General features: G+C 71.5%; 14 protein-coding genes. 3 read left to right on the top strand and 11 right to left on the bottom strand.

The features are described from left to right. The first annotated feature begins 59 nt into the window (after positions 1 to 59). Together Ari01nite_RS08735 and Ari01nite_RS08730 are read left to right on the top strand one after the other, a co-directional pair. Positions 60 to 2000 (top strand): cellulase family glycosylhydrolase, encoded by a 1941-nt coding sequence (locus Ari01nite_RS08735; protein ID WP_203780605.1) that lies wholly within the window; start codon positions 60 to 62, stop codon positions 1998 to 2000. Between the two features lie 84 nt (positions 2001 to 2084). Beyond that, entirely contained in the window at positions 2085 to 3071 is a 987-nt protein-coding gene (locus Ari01nite_RS08730; protein ID WP_203780604.1) for an acetylxylan esterase, read from the top strand. Here Ari01nite_RS08730 and Ari01nite_RS08725 read toward each other — a convergent pair. Next, positions 3068 to 3358, bottom strand: coding sequence for an NIPSNAP family protein (locus tag Ari01nite_RS08725; protein WP_203780603.1), 291 nt, complete (start codon positions 3356 to 3358; stop codon positions 3068 to 3070). The genes Ari01nite_RS08730 and Ari01nite_RS08725 overlap by 4 nt on opposite strands. Positions 3359 to 4225: 867 nt before the next feature. On the opposite strand from Ari01nite_RS08725, the gene Ari01nite_RS08720 reads away from it, so the two are divergent. After that, positions 4226 to 6076, top strand: coding sequence for a rhamnogalacturonan lyase (locus Ari01nite_RS08720; protein ID WP_203780602.1), 1851 nt, complete (start codon positions 4226 to 4228; stop codon positions 6074 to 6076). 41 nt (positions 6077 to 6117) lie between these two features. On the opposite strand, the gene Ari01nite_RS08715 is transcribed toward Ari01nite_RS08720, so the two are convergent. The 10 genes from Ari01nite_RS08715 to Ari01nite_RS08670 all read right to left on the bottom strand — a co-directional run bounded on the left by Ari01nite_RS08715 (position 6118) and on the right by Ari01nite_RS08670 (position 16816). Further along, a complete protein-coding gene (locus Ari01nite_RS08715; protein ID WP_203780601.1) occupies positions 6118 to 7359 on the bottom strand; it encodes a condensation domain-containing protein in 1242 nt (413 codons plus the stop codon). Between the two features lie 334 nt (positions 7360 to 7693). Then, entirely contained in the window at positions 7694 to 8677 is a 984-nt protein-coding gene (locus Ari01nite_RS08710) for a GNAT family N-acetyltransferase (RefSeq protein WP_203780600.1), read from the bottom strand. A 239-nt stretch (positions 8678 to 8916) separates the two neighbouring features. Next, positions 8917 to 9534 carry a response regulator transcription factor gene (locus tag Ari01nite_RS08705; protein ID WP_203780599.1) on the bottom strand — a complete coding sequence of 206 codons (618 nt, stop codon included), beginning with the start codon at positions 9532 to 9534 and terminating at the stop codon, positions 8917 to 8919. Then, complete coding sequence (locus Ari01nite_RS08700) at positions 9531 to 10850, bottom strand: sensor histidine kinase (protein ID WP_203780598.1); 1320 nt, start codon at positions 10848 to 10850, stop codon at positions 9531 to 9533. The genes Ari01nite_RS08705 and Ari01nite_RS08700 overlap by 4 nt, the downstream gene beginning before the upstream one ends. A 10-nt stretch (positions 10851 to 10860) precedes the next feature. Beyond that, positions 10861 to 11643 carry an ABC transporter permease gene (locus Ari01nite_RS08695; protein WP_203780597.1) on the bottom strand — a complete coding sequence of 261 codons (783 nt, stop codon included), beginning with the start codon at positions 11641 to 11643 and terminating at the stop codon, positions 10861 to 10863. Next, positions 11640 to 12569, bottom strand: coding sequence for an ABC transporter ATP-binding protein (locus Ari01nite_RS08690; RefSeq protein WP_203780596.1), 930 nt, complete (start codon positions 12567 to 12569; stop codon positions 11640 to 11642). The genes Ari01nite_RS08695 and Ari01nite_RS08690 overlap by 4 nt, the downstream gene beginning before the upstream one ends. 67 nt (positions 12570 to 12636) lie before the next feature. Further along, positions 12637 to 13782, bottom strand: a complete 1146-nt coding sequence (locus Ari01nite_RS08685) for an alpha/beta hydrolase family protein (RefSeq protein ID WP_203780595.1) — start codon at positions 13780 to 13782, stop codon at positions 12637 to 12639. A 12-nt stretch (positions 13783 to 13794) separates the two neighbouring features. Beyond that, the gene (locus Ari01nite_RS08680; protein WP_203780594.1) at positions 13795 to 14736 is read right to left on the bottom strand and encodes a fumarylacetoacetate hydrolase family protein; all 942 of its coding nucleotides are present in this window, start codon (positions 14734 to 14736) and stop codon (positions 13795 to 13797) included. Beyond that, on the bottom strand, positions 14736 to 15674 hold the full coding sequence (locus Ari01nite_RS08675) for a VOC family protein (protein ID WP_203780593.1): 939 nt from the start codon (positions 15672 to 15674) through the stop codon (positions 14736 to 14738). Before Ari01nite_RS08675 ends, Ari01nite_RS08680 begins: the two co-directional genes overlap by 1 nt. A gap of 11 nt (positions 15675 to 15685) precedes the next feature. Next, a complete protein-coding gene (locus Ari01nite_RS08670) occupies positions 15686 to 16816 on the bottom strand; it encodes an FAD-dependent oxidoreductase (protein WP_203780592.1) in 1131 nt (376 codons plus the stop codon). Position 16817 lies beyond the last annotated feature (1 nt).

Below are 16817 nucleotides of genomic sequence, written 5' to 3'. Positions count from 1 at the left end.
AGTTACATCGATGCTGGTCACGCCTTGACCAGTAAGTTAAGCGCGTTTAGATTCGCGCCGTGAAACTCCGCACCCGGGGGGCCGTCGTCCTCGCCACGGCCCTGCTGTCCACCATGGCCGCCGTCCCCGCCAGCGCGGCGCCGGCCTCCTCGTCCTTCGTGACCCGATCCGGCAACCGGCTGCTGCTGGCCGGCAAGCCGTTCCGATTCGCCGGCACCAACAACTACTACCTGCACTACCAGTCCGCGGTGGCCCGGGACAACGTCATCGACAAGGCCGCCGCCTCCGGCTTCACGGTGCTGCGTACCTGGGGCTGGTTCGACACCGGCACCGCCGACGGCACCAACCCGACGGCCGGCAGCCAGAACGGCGTCTATTTCCAGTACTGGGACGGCACCGGCCACCCGAAGTACAACGACGGTCCGGACGGCCTCGAGCGGCTCGATGCCGTGGTGGCAAAGGCAAAAGAGGCAGGGGTACGCCTGGTCATCCCGTTCACCAACAACTGGGGTGACTTCGGCGGCATGGACCGCTACGTGGAATGGGCCGGCGGCTCGTACCACGACGACTTCTACACCGACGCGACGATCCGGGGCTGGTTCCGGGACTACATCGCGCACGTGCTGAACCGGACCAACACCATCACCGGCATCCAGTACAAGAACGACCCGACCATCATGGCCTGGGACCTGGCGAACGAGCCGCGCTGCGTGGGCTCGGGCCGTTACCCGCGCTCGTCGACCTGCACCACCGACACGGTGACGGCCTGGGCCGACGAGATGTCCACGTTCATCAAGTCGGTCGACCGCAAGCACCTGGTGACGGCCGGCGACGAGGGCTTCTTCAACGACCAGCCCGGCGGCGACGACTGGACCCACAACGGCGCCGACGGCGTGGACACGGTCCGACTGGCGTCGCTCAAGAACATCGACCTGATGAGCTACCACCTGTACCCCGACCACTGGGGCAAGACCACCGAGTGGTCGACGCAGTACATCCTCGACCACGCCGCGGCGGCCCGTCGGATCGGCAAGCCGGTGATGCTGGGCGAGTTCGGCCTCAAGGACAAGACCCGGCGCAACGCGGTCTACCAGGAGTGGACCGACGCGGTGACGGCGTCCGGGCAGGCCGGGGCGCTGTACTGGATCCTGTCCGACAAGATGGAGGACGGGTCGCTGTACGGGGATTACGACGGCTTCACGACGTACTGCCCCAGCCCGGTGTGCACGACGCTCGGGAACTTCAGCAAGCGCATCCGCGGGCTGGCGTCCACCTTCCCGCCGGTTGCCGACGACGACGGCGCGACGGTCGAGTTCGGGACGACCGCCACGGTCGCGGCGCTCGCCAACGACATCGTGTACCGGCCGGCCACCCGGGTGGTGCCGTCCACGGTTCGGTTGTCGGCAACGGCCGTCACCGGGGGCACGTTTGCGGCCGCCGCGGACGGGACCGTCTCGTTCGTTCCGGCCGACGGGTTCTATGGACGGGCCAGCACGACCTACACGGTGGCGGACAACCGCGGGCGCCGCTCGGCACCGGCCACGATCACCGTCACGGTCAAGCCGGAACCGGGCGCGGCGCTCAAGCTGTTCGACTTCGAGAGCGGCGTGCAGGGGTGGGCTCCGGCCAACTTCAACCCGGACGCGGGCACGACGGCGACCAGCACCGAGTTCAAGGCGGACGGGGCGCAGAGCCTGCGGCTGACCGGCACGGCGGGCGGCTGGTTCGGCACCCAGCTGGCCGAGCCGATCGACCTGAGCAAGCGGGCCACGCTGACCTTCGCGTCACCGTCGAACAACGGCTCGTTCGCGGTGTCCTTCCAGACCGGGGACGCATGGACGTGGTGCCAGGGCGACGCCCACCCCACGGGCGAGGGCATCTACGCGCTGGACCTGACGGCGCTGGCTCCCGGCTGCCCGACGATCAACGTCGTCCACACGATGAACCTGTACATCGGCGGCGGCCAGGACCAGTGGATCGACGCCGTGACGGTTCTGTAGTTCCGGTTTTGCGGGCGTGCCGGTTTGCCCCGGCACGCCCGCGCCACTTTCCCCCACCCACAGCCGATCAGGAGCTTTTCACCCATGCCGTTGTGGGACCTCGACCCGTCCGAACTCGCCGGCTACGCACCCGAGGTGGACGAGCCCTCGGACTTCGACGCCTTCTGGCAGAAGACGCTGACCGAGGCCCGCGCGTACGACCTCAGCTTGAAGATCTCCCCGGTCGAGACCCATCTGGCGCTGGTGGACACCTACGACGTGACGTTCGCCGGTTTCGGCGGGCACCCGGTGCGCGGCTGGCTGGTGCGGCCGCGCGGCGTGGACGGCCCACTGCCGGCGGTGCTCAGCTGCAACGGTTACGGCGGCGGCCGCGGCCTGCCCACCGATCACCTCCGCTGGGCCACGGCCGGCTATGCCGAACTGTTCCTGGACACCCGCGGCCAGGGCAGCACCTGGGGCAACGGCGGCGACACTCCCGACCCGGTGGGCGCCGGTCCCGCCGTGCCGGGCGTCATGACCAAGGGCATCAACGACCCGGACGACCACTACTACCGGCGCCTGTTCACCGACGCGGTGCGGGCCTTCGAGGCGCTGCGCGCGGTGGACGGCGTCGACCCGGCCCGGATCGCGGTCTCCGGCGGCAGCCAGGGCGGCGGCATGGCGCTGGCGGTCGCCGGTCTGGTGCCCGAGGTGGCCGCCGTGCTCACCGACGTCCCGTTCCTGTGCCACTTCCGCCGGGCCGTGCAGATCACCGGGAAGGACCCGTACGCCGAGGTCGCCCGCTATCTGTCGGTGCACCGTGGCCGGGAGGAGACGGCGTACCGGACCCTCTCCTACATCGACGCCGTCAACCATGCCCGCCGGGCAACCGCGCCCGCGCGCTTCTCGGTGGCGCTGATGGACACGGTCTGCCCGCCGTCGACGGTCTACGCCGCGTTCAACTGGTACGGCTCGAGGGCCGCGACCCAGCCCGACAAGGTGATCGACGTCTGGCCCTTCAACGACCACGAGGGCGGCGTGGGCCACCAGTGGGCCCGCCAACTCCCCTGGCTGGCGGGCCTGCTGCGCTAGAGAGCTTCGCGGATGACGTCCAGGTTCCGGAAGCGCGGCGGGCTGGTGCACAGCGCCGCCATCTTCCGGGCGAACTCGTCGGTGTCCGGCCGCGCGCTGTTGGCCATGGCTTCCTCGTAGGACGGAAAGGACACCACGCTCACGTACCGGTTCGGATTGTCCCGATCCCGAGCCACCGTGAGCCGGAACCCGTCCGGCGGCCCGCCCTCGGCCATTCGAGCCTCCCCGAGCGCCGCGATCTCCTCAGGCCGATCAGTCTCGTACTCGATGATCTGAACAAAGCTCATCCCGCCTCCAGCCCCAGAACTAGCCAAAAGTTAGCAGGCAGGCGCCCTTCCGCCCGCTCCCCCAACTCAGCGATCCCCTTTCGGCTGACAGCGACCTTGACGCGCCGACCACCGCTTCCCGTGGCGCCCCCACCAAGATCCGCAAGCGACCTCCCCATGCAGCGCCATCTTGGCGTTCCGACACCGGAAGCGGTGGTCGGCCGCCCGCCAAGGTCCGCGAGGGTGGCGCCAAGGCCGATTCGGTCGACCTGGGCGGCGGGGACGGCCGAGTCGTGTCCGCCGAGCGCCGTGGTGTGGCCCGTCGAGGCAGAGTTGTCGATTCCGTGTTCGCGGCAGACAGCAAGTTTTCAAGATCGCGCCGAGGGCCGCGAGAATGCGGTGATTCATACGCTTTGTCCATTCTGACCTGCCGGATGGGAAGCAACGGTCCACTCACCGGGCAGGGTCACCGCCACCAGGCGCACAGCCACCGGACGCACAGCCACCGGACGCACAGCCACCGGACGCACAGCCACCGGGCACCGGGCACCGGGCACCGGGCACCGGGCACCGGGCACCGGGCACCGGGCACACTGGCACCGGGCACCGGGCACCGGGCACACTGGCACCGACGTGGCGGCCGGCGGCATCGATGCGAACAGCCGACCATCCGCCAGGGACTGAGATCCCGACCGCCCCTCACCACCGCGGCAAGCCGGCCGGCACCGCCCGTCGGCAGCGGCGTCCGCATGCATACGTCCAGGTTGGGTGGTGTGGGTGATCCGCACATGGAAGTTCGGAGTTGGACGCATATAGACAATTACCAATGTTAACGCTACGTTTCAGGAAAGCGCTTGCCTATCCACCACCGAGTAGGGGAAGCCGACAATGAAACGTGTCAAGCAAGTTGTTCGGGGGGCGACTGTGGTTGCGGCTGTGGCTGCGGTCGCCTGGGGTGGCACCACGTTGGTGGTGTCGGCTCAGGCGGCTGAGACGCCCGGCGCGGTGGCCGCGGCCGTGGACCCGACCAGCACGACCGAGAAGCTCGACCGGGGGCTGGTGGTGCTGCGCTCCGCCAAGGGCAACTTCCTGTCCTGGCGGCTGCTCAAGTCCGACCCGGCCGGGGTGGCGTTCAACGTCTACCGGGGATCCACCAAGCTCAACTCCGCGCCGATCACCGCGGGCACCAACTTCACCGATGCGAGCGGGCCGGTCGGGGCCTCGTACACGGTCAGGCCGGTGAGCGGCGGGGTCGAGACCCTCGCGGCGGTCGCACCGACCGTGGCGCTGGCCGCGGCCCAGCAGGACGTGCCGATCCAGATCCCGGGTGGCGGCACCACGCCCAGCGGCGAGTCCTACACGTACGCCGCCAACGACGCCTCCGTGGGTGACCTGGACGGCGACGGGCAGTACGAGATCGTCCTCAAGTGGGACCCGTCCAACGCCAAGGACAACTCACAGTCCGGCTACACCGGCAACGTCTTCATCGACGCGTACAAGCTCAACGGCACCCGGCTGTGGCGCATCGACCTCGGCCGCAACATCCGGGCCGGCGCGCACTACACGCAGTTCCAGGTGTTCGACTACGACGGCGACGGCCGGGCCGAGGTGGCCATGAAGACCGCCGACGGCACCCGTTCCGGCACCGGCGTGGTCATCGGCAACGCGTCCGCCGACCACCGCAACTCGTCCGGCTACGTGCTGGCCGGGCCCGAGTTCCTCACCGTCTTCAACGGGCAGACCGGTGCGGCGATGGCCACCGCAGACTACGTGCCGGCGCGCGGGACCGTGAGCAGCTGGGGTGACTCGTACGGCAACCGGGTCGACCGCTTCCTGGCCGGCACCGCGTACATCAACGGTTCGTACCCGAGCATCATCATGGCGCGCGGCTACTACACCCGCAGCGTTATCGCGGCCTGGGACTTCCGGGGCGGCGCGCTGACCCGCAAGTGGACGTTCGACAGCAACTCCTCCACGAACGGCTCCGCGTGGACCGGGCAGGGCAACCACCAGCTGTCGATCGCCGACGTGGACGCCGACGGGCGCGACGAGATCATGTACGGCTCGATGGCCATCGACGACAACGGCTCGGGGCTGTGGACCTCCGGGCGCGGGCACGGCGACGCGTACCACGTGGGTGATCTGATCCCGAGCCGGTCCGGGCTGGAGTTCTTCAAGCCCAGCGAGGACGGCAGCAAGCCGGCCATGTGGATGGGTGACGCCCGCACCGGCGGCATCATCTGGTCGACCCCGGCCTGCAACTGCGACAACGGCCGGGCCGTCTCGGCCGACATCTGGTCCGGCAGCCCGGGCGCCGAGTCCTGGTCGAACGCGGTCGACGGCCTGCGCAACACCAGCGGCGCGAACATCGGGCGCAAGCCGTCCAGCGCCAACTTCGTGATCTGGTGGGACGGCGACGCCCAGCGCGAGCTGCTCGACGGCACCAACATCAGCAAGTACGGGACCGGCTCGGACACCCGGCTGCTGACCGGTAGCGGCGTGCACTCGAACAACGGCACCAAGGCCACCCCGTCGCTGTCCGCCGACATCCTCGGTGACTGGCGCGAGGAGGTCATCTTCCCGACCACGAACAACACGGCCCTGCGCATCTACTCCACCACGGACGCCACCAGCATCTCGCGTCCGTCGCTGATGCAGGACCGGATGTACCGCGAGGCGGTTGCCTGGCAGAACACCGCCTACAACCAGCCGCCGCACCCGAGCTTCGCCATCCAGTAACCCCAGCGGTCGCCCGCGGTCGAGCAGCCGGCCGCGGGCGATCACCCGGTGGTTCCCTGCAGATATCCGGACATCCGCTCCATCAGGCGGGCCACGAACGCCGGGTCGAACACCGCGTTGGCGTAGGTCGCCGAGAGCACCGGCCCGGCCGTGTCCGCCAGATCGACGTGCATCCCGGACAGGTGGGCGTCGGCGTCGTGGCGGGGCGGCTCGAAGCAGGCGACCTCGAGACCCGGGAGGCTCGGCGCGGCCGGCGGCCGCATGACATTCAGATGGAGGTACGGGTGACCCGGGCGGCGCGGGTCCGAGCCGGGTGCCAGTTCGGCGGTGAGCAGTTCGAACGGCATCATGGTCTGCTCCAGCGCCGAGATCGTGTACGCCCGCACGGCGCGTACCAGATCCTCGAAGGGCTGCCCGGCCGGAGTGTCGAGGCGCAGCAGCACCCGGTTGGTGAGATAGCCGATGGTCTGGTCGAGACCGGGCAGGAACCGGCGCGCGGACGGGAGTATCACGCCCGCCTCGGTGGCGCCGGTGACGTCCCGGATCGCGGCGAGGGCGGCCGCCGCGGTGAGCACCGGCGTGGTCACCCGGCCGACATTCAAACCATGACCGTGTACGGCTACCGTGTCCCGCCAGACGCCGGCCCCAGCTCCGGCGCCGGCTGGCGGGTCCATCCGCAGCGGCGGGAACGGGCCGAAGTCGCGCCACCGCCCGGACCAGAACCGCACCGACTCGGCCCCGCGCTCGCGGCACCAGTCCCGCTCGGCCCGCGCGAACTCGCCCATGTCCGAGGCGCCCTCGCCGATCGCGGCGGTGACACCCACCGCCCAGCGGTAGATCCGCTGGAAGTCGAGCAGGAACACCCGCACCGAGCCGCCGTCCATGACGATGTGGTCGACCGCCAGCCCGATCTCGGACACCTCGCCGGAGCGCAGGTGGACGCCGCGGAACAGCGGCGGCGCGGTCAGGTCGAACGGCTCGTGCAGCCAGTCGTAGGCGGCCGGCCGCTCCCCCGGCCGGAAGCGGCGCAGATCCCAGCGAACCTCGCCGGGCGGCAGGCAGACAGCGTCCGGCGCAAAGGCGGTGCGCATCGCGGTGTGCCGGGCGGCCAGCGCGGTGAGCACCTGCTCCAGCAGTTCGTGCGACACCGGGCCGCGCAGCCGCAGCCCGAACGAGACCGGTGCCGGCCGGGCGCCGCGGGTGCGCCAGGCGTCGAGCCGGGCCCGCTGGCTGTAGGTCGTGGCGATGCGCTGAAGGCGGCGCGGTTCCTGAAGGATCGTCATGGCAGGCTCAACTCCTGAGGCGTGCGCACGAGGGACGGCAAGTTCGGCCCACCACCAGGAACTGGTAGCGGACTGCGCGGATGCGCAGTGGATGTGGCGCGGGCGGCGGGCGCTCGGTTACGGTCATCGCATTCCGGTCGTGCCGCTGAGCCCGCCGGAAACGGCTCCGAACGAGCCGTCCGCCAACAGCGTCCCGAGCGGGAATTGAATGCCCCGCCGATTTTCCACGCGTTCCACGAATCGCAGCGCGGAAATTGTCGGCGGTTTTGCGGAACGGTGGCGTCCGGAAGTGCGTTCTGCCATTCCTCGCTGCGAATGTCATCGGTCTGCGCGGTCATTTCCGCATCTCCTCTCCGATGGCCCACATGGGAATGAACCGTGCTCCGCGCAGGTCTTTGGGGCGGGACGATCCGAGCCCGAGTCTAATGACCCGGCACCGCTCGGCAATCGCATATCGCATCGGCGCGTAGACCAGCGCCTCGACATAGGCGAGATGCCGGTCGGCGCCGTCGTCCAACCCGATCTCGAACAGTTCGAGGACGTCGCCGTCGTGGCAGCCGAAGCTGACCGCGGCCAGCCGGCCGTGCCGGTCGCGCACCTCGAACGCCAGCCGCCACCCGACCGGCACGGTGGCCCACCGGCTCAGCCGCAGGGCGGTGAGCCGCGGGTGTTCCGCGATGCCGTGCCGGCGCTTCACGGCGGCCACCAGCGGAGCGCCCTCGGCGGCCGCATCCGCGGCCGGACCGGGCCGGCCGTGCAGGCCCGCCCGCTCCAGGCGGTTCAGGTCGCGGCTCACCACCGAGCGCCGTCCCGAGTCGAGAAAGGCCAGGTAGGAGTCGAGGTCCGGGCCCGGTACCGGCAGTTCGGCCAGGTGCTCGACCACCACGCCGGGGCGGTGGCCGGCACGGAACAGGGCGGCCTGGCCGTCCGGCACGTACATCGCGGCCGGGCACAGTCCGCGTCGTTCGGCGGTCGCGAAGGCCGCGTCGGCGAGGGCCCGCCCGACCCGCGCCCGCTCCGCCTCCGGCAGGTGCCGGGCCAGGGCACAGCCGGCCACCAGATCGGTGCCGCCGCCGAGGAACAGGTAGTCGCTCGCCGGCCGGCGCCAGGCCCCGAAGACCGCGGGCGCGACCGCCGCCGGGTCGAACATCTCCACCGGGAAATGCTCCGACCGGCTGCGGTGCAGCGAAAGGAGACCGACAGTCGTGCCCCCCGAATCGGCAAACAGGTAGGAGGTCTCCCACTGCGCGTTCCGCACGTTTCCGAGGTGTGCCGGATCGAGCGACAACGCGTCGCACGACCATTCGACCGCATCCACGCGGTCGCCTAATTCGGCATCCTCACCAATGTTGATCGCAACGGTCTCGGTCCGGACCGGCATGTCATCCAGCGCACGACGGATGCAATAATTCGCCCATGGCAGAACATCTCCCTAAGTCCCCGTTCGGCGGAAGCCCGCCGCACTCAGTTGATGATCGCCGACGATATTGCCACGGGTCCATGTGGGACACAAGCTATTGCCACGGATAAATTGCGGAATCGATTTGGATTCGGCGTTCAGATCCAGCCGTAGCTGCGGGCCAGCCGGACCGCCTCGTGCCGGTTGGCCGCGCCCAGCTTGGTGACCGCGGCGGACAGGTAGTTGCGAACCGTGCCGGCCGACAGCGCCGCCTTCCGGGCGATCTCCTCGACCGGTGCGCCGGCGGCGGCGAGTTCCAGCACCTGCGCCTCGCGGGCGGTGAGCGGGCTGTCGCCGGCCCCGATCGCCTCGGCGGCCAGTTGCGGGTCGACGTAGCGGCCGCCGCCGTGCACGGTGCGCACCACGGTGGCCAGCGTCTCGGCCGACACCGTCTTGGGCAGGAAGCCGCGGACCCCCGCGGTGAGCGCGCGCTTGAGATGCCCCGGCAGCCCATGACTGGTAACGATCATCGTGTGACACCGCGGCAGCTCGTCGTGCAGCCGCTCGGCGACCCGCACCCCGTCGAGGTCCGGGAGCTGAAGGTCGAGCACGGCCACGTCGGGGTGCAGCGCCCGCGCCATCGACAGCGCCTCGGCGCCGGTGGCCGCCTGCGCCACGACGGTGAGGTCGGGCTCGAGCCCGAGCAGCGCGGCCAGGGCGCCGCGGATGAGGTGCTCGTCGTCGGCCAGCAGAATCCGGATCGGCGTGTCGCTCACGCGGGCTCCCGCTCTCCAGCTACGTCACCCGCCGATATCGGCGGCTCGGGCGCGGTGGCCGTGGCGGCGGGAATGGTGAGCGGTGGAGCGGGGGCGGGCGGTGCCGCGGAGCGGGACGCCGCCGCGGGGGCGGCCGAGAGGGTGATCGTCAGGCGGAAGCTGTCTTTGCCGTGGCGTTCGGCGGTGGCGGTGCCGCCCAGCGCGGCCAGCCGCTCGGCCAGGCCCACCAGGCCGCTGCCGAAGCGGACCCGGGACCCGGCGGCCGGGGCGGGGGCGCGGACGCCGTCGTTGTCCATGGTCAGCGTGACTTCGCCGGCGGCGGCGCCGCGCAGGGTGATGGTGCAGGTGCGGGCGTCGCTGTGCCGCAGCACGTTCGTGGTGCCCTCGCGGACCGCCCAGCCCAGCGTGCCCTGCACCTCGGCGGGCAGGCCGCTGCCGTCGCCGATCATGCGGCATTCGATGCCGGCCGAGGCCAGCAGCGAGCGGGCGCCGGCCAGCTCCGAGTCCAGGTCGGCGGCGCGGTAACCGCCGACCACGGCGCGCAACTCGTCCAGCGACTCCTGGGCGATGCGGCGCACCTCGAGCATCTCGTCGATCGCCGAGTCGCGGCCTCGGCGGGCCAGTTGGGCGGCCAGCTCCGATTTCAGCGCGATGACCGAGAGCGTTCGGCCGACGACGTCGTGCAGGTCGCGGGCGAAGCGCAGCCTCTCCTCGGCCACCGCGAGGCCGGCCTGCACCTGCCGGGCGCGGTCGAGCTCCCACACCACGTCGAGCATCCAGGTGGTCACCCGGCAGGCCAGGCCGACGACCAGGAGCATGAAGCCGAACGCGAGCAGGCCGGGAATGTTGCGGACACCCTGGGCGGCCGAGATCCCGTACGCGGTCGCGCACAGGGCCAGGCCGGTGGCGACGGTGACGTACGACCGGACCGCGGTGGTCAGCGCCGCCACCAGGCAGCCGCCCAGGATGACCAGGATGGCGTTCGCCGGCCCGTCCTGCCGGTCGGGGTCGGCGTCGGGGTAGGCGAGATACGCGGCCAGCACCCCGGCCGCGGTCACCGCGACCGCGACCACGGCCAGCACGACCGGGCGGGAGCGGCGGCCGGCGTGGTGGTCGAGGCCGGCGCGCACCAGCAGGGTGCAGCACACCGCCTGGGCCGCGAACAGCAGCAGCACCAGCCAGGTGCCGTCGCCCAGGTCGGACATCAGCGACACGGTGGCCAGGGCCACCACGATGCCGAAGTTCAGATAGAACGACCCCCGGACCGACAAGTCGAAGCGCGCCGCCTGGCTGCGTTCCCGCCACCACCTGAACATGAAGCCGACCCTAGCGCCGCGGTTCCCAGCGGAACCAGCGCTTGACCGCCAGCGTGCCCAGCACCAGCCAGACCGCGAGCAGGCCGAGCGGGGCCAGCGACGGCGCCAGCACGCCGGTGAAGCCGGCCGGCGCCTCCACACCGACCGTGCCGGACCAGCCGAGGCGCATCAGGTCGACCACCGGGGTGAGCGGCAGCACCCGCAGCACGTCGGCGACCGGTTCGGGCAGTTCGGTCAGCGGCAGGACCACGCCCGAGCCCAGCAGGCAGGCCATCAGCACCGGCAGCGTGGTCACCTGGGCCATCTCGGCGGTCCGGGTGAACGCCGCGGAGGCCGCCGCCAGCAACACGAACACCACCGTGCCGCCGAGCACCGCGACCAGCAGCAGCACCAGGTTCACCGGCACCGGCAGGCCGAGCCAGGCCGCGCCGGCCACGGCGGCCACCAGGCATTGCAGGACGGCCACCACGATGGCCGGCGCGGCCACCCCGGCGAGGATCTCGCGGTCGGTGAGCTCCCCGGCCCGCAGGCGCTTGAGCACCAGTTCCTCGCGCCGGGAGACGTACGTGGTCACCAGGTTGTAATAGACCGCGGCGAGCAGCACGAAGCCGAGCAGCGACGTCATGACGAACGCGTTGGTGGACAGCTGACCACCGTCGATCTTGACGCCGGCCAGCAGGCCGACCATGCCGAGGGGCAGCACGAACGCGCTGAAAACGGCGGTCTTGTTGCGGAACAGCAGGCGCATCTCGGCGGCGGACAGCGACCGGACCCGGCGCAGCACGGCACTCATGCGGCCACCGCCTCGCGGTCGGCACCGGCGATCGCCAGGAACGCCTCTTCGAGGGAGGCCGAGCGGGCGTCCAGTTCGCCGAGCGCGATGTCGCGGTCGGCGGCCCAGTTGAGCAGGACGGTCAGCGTCTGCTGCAGGGCCGCGGTCTGGATGGTGATGGCCCGCCCGTCGCCCGGCTGCACCCCGGAGATCGCCGGCAGCTCGCCCCGGTGCACGTGCTCGGGCAGCGCGAACCGGATCCGCGCCGGATACGCCGCCACCACCTCGGCCACCGACCCGGTGGTCACGATCTCGCCGCGGTGCATGATGGCGAGCCGGTCGGCGAGCGCCTCGGCCTCCTCCAGGTAGTGCGTGGTGAGCAGCACCGTGACGCCGTCCAGCAGCAGGCCGCGGACCAGTTGCCAGGTGCGCTGCCGGCTCTCCGGGTCGAGGCCGGTGGTCGGTTCGTCGAGGAACAGCACCTCGGGCCGGCCGAGCAGGGCCAGCGCCAGGTCGAGGCGGCGCCGCTCGCCGCCGGAGAGCTGCTTGACCCGTACCGTCGCCCGATGGTCCAGGCCGACCAGCGTGAGCACCTCGCCCACCGGGCGCGGGCGGGAGAGCGTACCGCCCCACATGGCCAGGGTCTCCGCGGCCGTGAGGTCCGGCGGAAAGCCGCCCTCCTGCAACATCACGCCGATCCGCGGGCGCACCGCGGGGCGTTCGGTGTACGGGTCGTGGCCGAGCACCCGCACGCCGCCGCCGGTGGGCCGCTCCAGGCCCTCGACCACCTCGAGCGTGGACGTCTTACCGGCACCGTTGGTGCCGAGCAGCGCGAACAGCTCGCCCCGCTCCACCTGGAACGACACTCCCCGCACCGCGAGGAAGCTGCCGTAGCGCCGGGTCAGCTCGGTCACCTCGACCGCCGGCGCAGCACCTGAACTCGTCATGCAGAAAGTGTTCGATGCCGCGGGCCGGCTCAGTAGTGCGCCCGCACACCGGTTCGGATGACAGATGTCATGCGGCGAACGTGTCGGCCACCCAGTCGGCGATGAAGCTGCTCACGTGCGGCAGGTGGTCGAGGCCGATGTGTTCGGTCGCGCCCTCCTCGGCGGTGAACACGCGCAGCTCGCGCTTCGGGCTGTTGACCGCCTGGTCGTAGGAGCGACGGGCGTACTCCAGCGGGATCTGCCGGTCGCCGGCGCCGTGCGCGATCAGGAACGGCACGGTGATGTGCTCGACCACGCCGTCCAGGTGCACGCCGTCCGCGTACTCCATGAACTCGGCCAGGTCGGTGTGGCCCCAGACCCACAGCACGTGCTCCCAGTAGTGCGGGACCGGGCGCTCACCCTCGCGTTCCAGCCGGCGTCGTTGCACCGCGCCCCAGTTGTGGTTGGCGCCCCAGGCCACGCAGAGAGCAAATCTTTTCTCGTACGCGGCGGCGCGCGGCGCGTAATAGCCGCCCAGCGACCAGCCCACGATGCCGATCCGCGCAGCGTCCACACCGGAGCGGGTTTCCAGGTAGTCGACCGCGGCACCGGCCCACGTCTCGGCGTCGATCCGGGCGGTCAGGCCGCGCAGCCGCAGCGCCTCGCCGGTGCCGGGCTGGTCGAGCATCAGGCACGAGATGCCGCGCGCGGCCAGCTCCGCCCAGTGGCTCGACGCGTACATGTGCTCCTTGGTCGAATCGAGCCCGTTGACCAGCACGACGACGGGCGCGGGACCATCACCCGGCGCGGCGCTGAAGTACGCGGGCAGGCTGCCGCCCCGGTATGGGATCTCCACCCGGCTGATCCGCGGGTCGCGCAGCTCGAACGCCTTCCCGGCCAGCGACAGCACCCGGCGGTAGGCCGGCAGCCGGTCCGGGTCGGCGTTGGACAGCATCCGCTCGGCCTGGCACAGGTAGTTCGTGGCCCGGAAGTACAGCTGGCCGGCGGTGCGCCGGTGCCCGGCCTTCTCGGCGGCCTCGGCCTGGCTCACGAGCTGGTCGGTGAGCGCGGTCCAGGCCCGCAGGAAGTCCGGCGTGCCGGCGTCCTCACCCCGGGTCGCCGCCTCCCGGATCGGGCGGCAGGCCCGGTCCACCTCGTCGATCAGCCCGCCGGAGTTCAGGGTGGCGACGACGCCCAGGTTCCAGACGTAGTTGCCGGGGAAGTACTCGTACATCGTGAGGTCCTCTCAGCGGCGGCGGGCGGGGCGGACGGGTGGCAGGTCGAGGCCCTCGACAACCCGGTTGCGGATGGTGCCGATGCCCTCGACGGTCATCTCGACCACGTCGCCGGGCCGCAGCGGCGGCGGTTCGGTCGCGCCCCGGCGGCCCCACAGCTCGGCCAGGCAGCCGCCGTTGCCGCAGGTGCCGGAGCCGAGCACGTCACCGGCCCGGACCGTGGTGCCGCGGGACGCGTACGCGATCAGGTCCTGGAACGGCCAGCCCATGTGCGACAACAGATCCCGGCCGATCTCGGTGCCGTTGACCGACACCCGCATCTCCAGCGGCAGGTGGCCGTCCGGATCGGCGCGCGGGGCCAGTTCGTCGGCGGTGACCAGCCAGGGCCCGAGGGTGGTGGCCGAGTCCTTGCCCTTGGCCGGGCCGAGCTGCACCCTCATCTCGCGGCGTTGCAGGTCGCGGGCCGACCAGTCGTTCATGACCGCGTAGCCGAAGATGTGCTCGCGGGCCTGCTCCGGGGTCAGCGACGCGCCGTCCCGGCCGACCACCACGGCGACCTCCAGCTCGAAGTCGAACAGCTTGGAGCCGGGCGGCACCGGCACGTCGTCGTGCGCGCCGACCAGCGCGTACGGGTTGGTGAAATAGAACGCCGGTGCCTCGTACCACTCGGGCGGCACCCCGGCACCACCGGCGACGCTGCGCACGACGCCCTCGACGTGCTCCTCGAACGCCACGAAGTCGCGTACCGCCACCGGCTCCAGTGGCGGCAGCAGCCGCACCGACCCGACCGGCACGGCCGGCCCGCCGAGGGCCGCCGCACCGATCTCCCGCGCCGCCGGCAGGCCGCCGCGCACCAGGTCGAGAACCGTGACACCGGGGAGCGCGTGCAGGCCGGCCGCGGAGACGACCGCCGCGTGGCGCTCGCCGCCCGCCTCGTAGGTAGCGAACCGCATCAGACCGGCGGGGCCTGGAACAGCCCCTGGTCGGGGTCGTTGAACGAGCGCTTCGCGACGAACTCGTTCATCGCGTTCGCGGTGCCCCACTGGTCGGCCACCTCGGGCCGGGTGAAGTCGTAGAGGTGCGGGTGCCAGGTGTCCTCGTCGATCCGCTCCAGCTCGGTGGTGTACTCCATGGTGTTGCCGCTGGGGTCGAGGAAGTAGCTGAACGTGTTGTTGCCGGCCAGGTGGCGGCCAGGTCCCCAGATCTTCTCGACGCCGGCCCGGAGCACCCTGCCGGTGCCGCGCATGTACTCGTCGAGGCCGCGCAGCTCGAAGCTGGCGTGGTGCAGCGACGGGTGCGGGCAGCGGGCGATGGCGAGGCTGTGATGCCAGGTGTTGACCCGCATGAACCACATCATCTTGCCCAGGTGCGGGTGCATCAGGGTGTCGGACAGCGCGAACCCCAGGTGCTTCTCGTAGAACGCGCGGGTGGCCTCCGGGTCGGCCGAGTTGAGCACGACGTGCGAGAGGCGGACCGGGATCGACTCGCCCTCCTCGATCGGCCGGTGCTGCCGGACCGCCACGTCCGCGGAGATCTCGACCGTACGGCCCTCGTTGTCGAAGAACCGGAAGCCGTAGCCGACGCCCGGGGTCTGCAGCTTGCCGGGCTCGCCGACCAGCCGCACGCCGTCGGCGGCCAGCCGCGCGGCCAGGGTGTCGACGTCGGCGGCCGAGGCGGCGCCGAACGCGATCAGGTCGATGCGCTTGTCGCGGGCCTGGCGCAGCCGCACCACGTACTGCTCGGGGCTGCCCTCGGCGGCCAGGAAGGTGAGCCCGGAGTCGCTGTGCTCGGCCTTCAGGCCCCAGGTGCCGGTGTAGAAGTCGAGCTGCCTGCCGTAGTCGGGCACGGCCAGGTCGACGTGCCGCAGGTGGGTGATGAGTCGCTGGGTCATCGTCTCTCCGTTCACGCCGGCCGGCTGACGACGGCCGCGACGCTGCGGATCAGGCCGGGCACGTCGCCCCGCACGTCGTCGAGCAGCCACTGGCCGAGCTGGTTGGACGCGTCGACCACGGTCTTGGCGCGGTCGAAGCGGCGGGCGGTGAAGGTGGCCCACAGGTCGTCGTCCACGGTGTCCCGCTCGGTCAGCAGTCCGGTCAGCACCGCGGCGTCCTCGAGGGCCTGTGCGCCGCCCTGGGCCAGGGTGGGCGGGCAGGTGTGCGCGGCGTCGCCGATCAGCACCACCCGGCCGCGGTGCCACGGCGCCGGCAGCACGTGCGTCTCGAACCAGGTGTAGTTCACCGTCTGCGGGTCGGTCAGCAGGTCGCGGATCTCGTCCCAGGGTCCGTGGTACGCCGCGGCCAGCTCCGTCATGGTGGCGAGCTGCTCCGCGGGGGTCAGCGTGGAGCGGTCCTGTGCGGGCTCCACGATGTACGCGTACAGCGAGTTCTCCCCGGTCGGGCAGTACCCGGCGATGTACGACGGCCCGCCGTAGTACAGGTCGGTCCGGGTCACGCTCGCCGGCCGCGGCCCGAACGCGCGCCAGATGCCCATGCCGGTCGACCGGGTCTCCAGTTCGATGCCGAGCTGCCGCCGGGTCCACGACCGGACCCCGTCGGCGCCCACCACCAGGTCGTACCGGCCGGTCGAGCCGTCCGCGAATGTCACGTCCACGCCCGCGTCGTCCTGGCGCAGCGACGTGTACGTGGTGCCGAAGCGGACCCGCACGCCGGCCGCCACGGCCCGGTCGACCAGGATGCGGGCCAGCGCCGGCCGGGGCATGCCCATCACGGCGGGCAGGTCCGGGCCACCGGTGCGGGCGTCCGGGATCTCCACGAGCAGCGTGCCGGCCGGGTCGGGCGCGCGCAGGCCGGTGACGTCGAAGGCGTACCCCTGCTCCCGACAGCTCTCCCAGACGCCCAGCGCACGCAGTTCGCGCAGGGCATTGCCCTGCAGGGTGATGCCGGAGCCGATCGCGGCGATGTCCGGCTTGATCTCGACCAGGTCGACGGCGACGCCCCGGCCGGCCAGGTGGATGGCGGTCGCGGTGCCGGCCAGGCCGCTGCCCACGACGAGGACGGTGTGCACGGCGGTCATC

Origin of the sequence: Paractinoplanes rishiriensis (genome assembly GCF_016862375.1) — a bacterium.
In the GTDB taxonomy this organism is placed as follows: Bacteria; Actinomycetota; Actinomycetes; order Mycobacteriales; family Micromonosporaceae; genus Actinoplanes; species Actinoplanes rishiriensis.
The sequence above is the reverse complement of the archived record's forward strand: the minus strand, read 5'-3'. Positions and strand labels throughout refer to the sequence as shown.

Coding starts and splice junctions, on each gene's coding strand:
- Ari01nite_RS08725 (WP_203780603.1), bottom strand. CDS start 3,358: ATGAGCTTTGTTCAGATCATCGAGTACGAGACTGATCGGCCTGAGGAG.
- Ari01nite_RS08670 (WP_203780592.1), bottom strand. CDS start 16,816: ATGACCGCCGTGCACACCGTCCTCGTCGTGGGCAGCGGCCTGGCCGGC.
- Ari01nite_RS08690 (WP_203780596.1), bottom strand. CDS start 12,569: ATGACGAGTTCAGGTGCTGCGCCGGCGGTCGAGGTGACCGAGCTGACC.
- Ari01nite_RS08680 (WP_203780594.1), bottom strand. CDS start 14,736: ATGCGGTTCGCTACCTACGAGGCGGGCGGCGAGCGCCACGCGGCGGTC.
- Ari01nite_RS08720 (WP_203780602.1), top strand. CDS start 4,226: ATGAAACGTGTCAAGCAAGTTGTTCGGGGGGCGACTGTGGTTGCGGCT.
- Ari01nite_RS08715 (WP_203780601.1), bottom strand. CDS start 7,359: ATGACGATCCTTCAGGAACCGCGCCGCCTTCAGCGCATCGCCACGACC.
- Ari01nite_RS08675 (WP_203780593.1), bottom strand. CDS start 15,674: ATGACCCAGCGACTCATCACCCACCTGCGGCACGTCGACCTGGCCGTG.
- Ari01nite_RS08730 (WP_203780604.1), top strand. CDS start 2,085: ATGCCGTTGTGGGACCTCGACCCGTCCGAACTCGCCGGCTACGCACCC.
- Ari01nite_RS08700 (WP_203780598.1), bottom strand. CDS start 10,850: ATGTTCAGGTGGTGGCGGGAACGCAGCCAGGCGGCGCGCTTCGACTTG.
- Ari01nite_RS08685 (WP_203780595.1), bottom strand. CDS start 13,782: ATGTACGAGTACTTCCCCGGCAACTACGTCTGGAACCTGGGCGTCGTC.
- Ari01nite_RS08695 (WP_203780597.1), bottom strand. CDS start 11,643: ATGAGTGCCGTGCTGCGCCGGGTCCGGTCGCTGTCCGCCGCCGAGATG.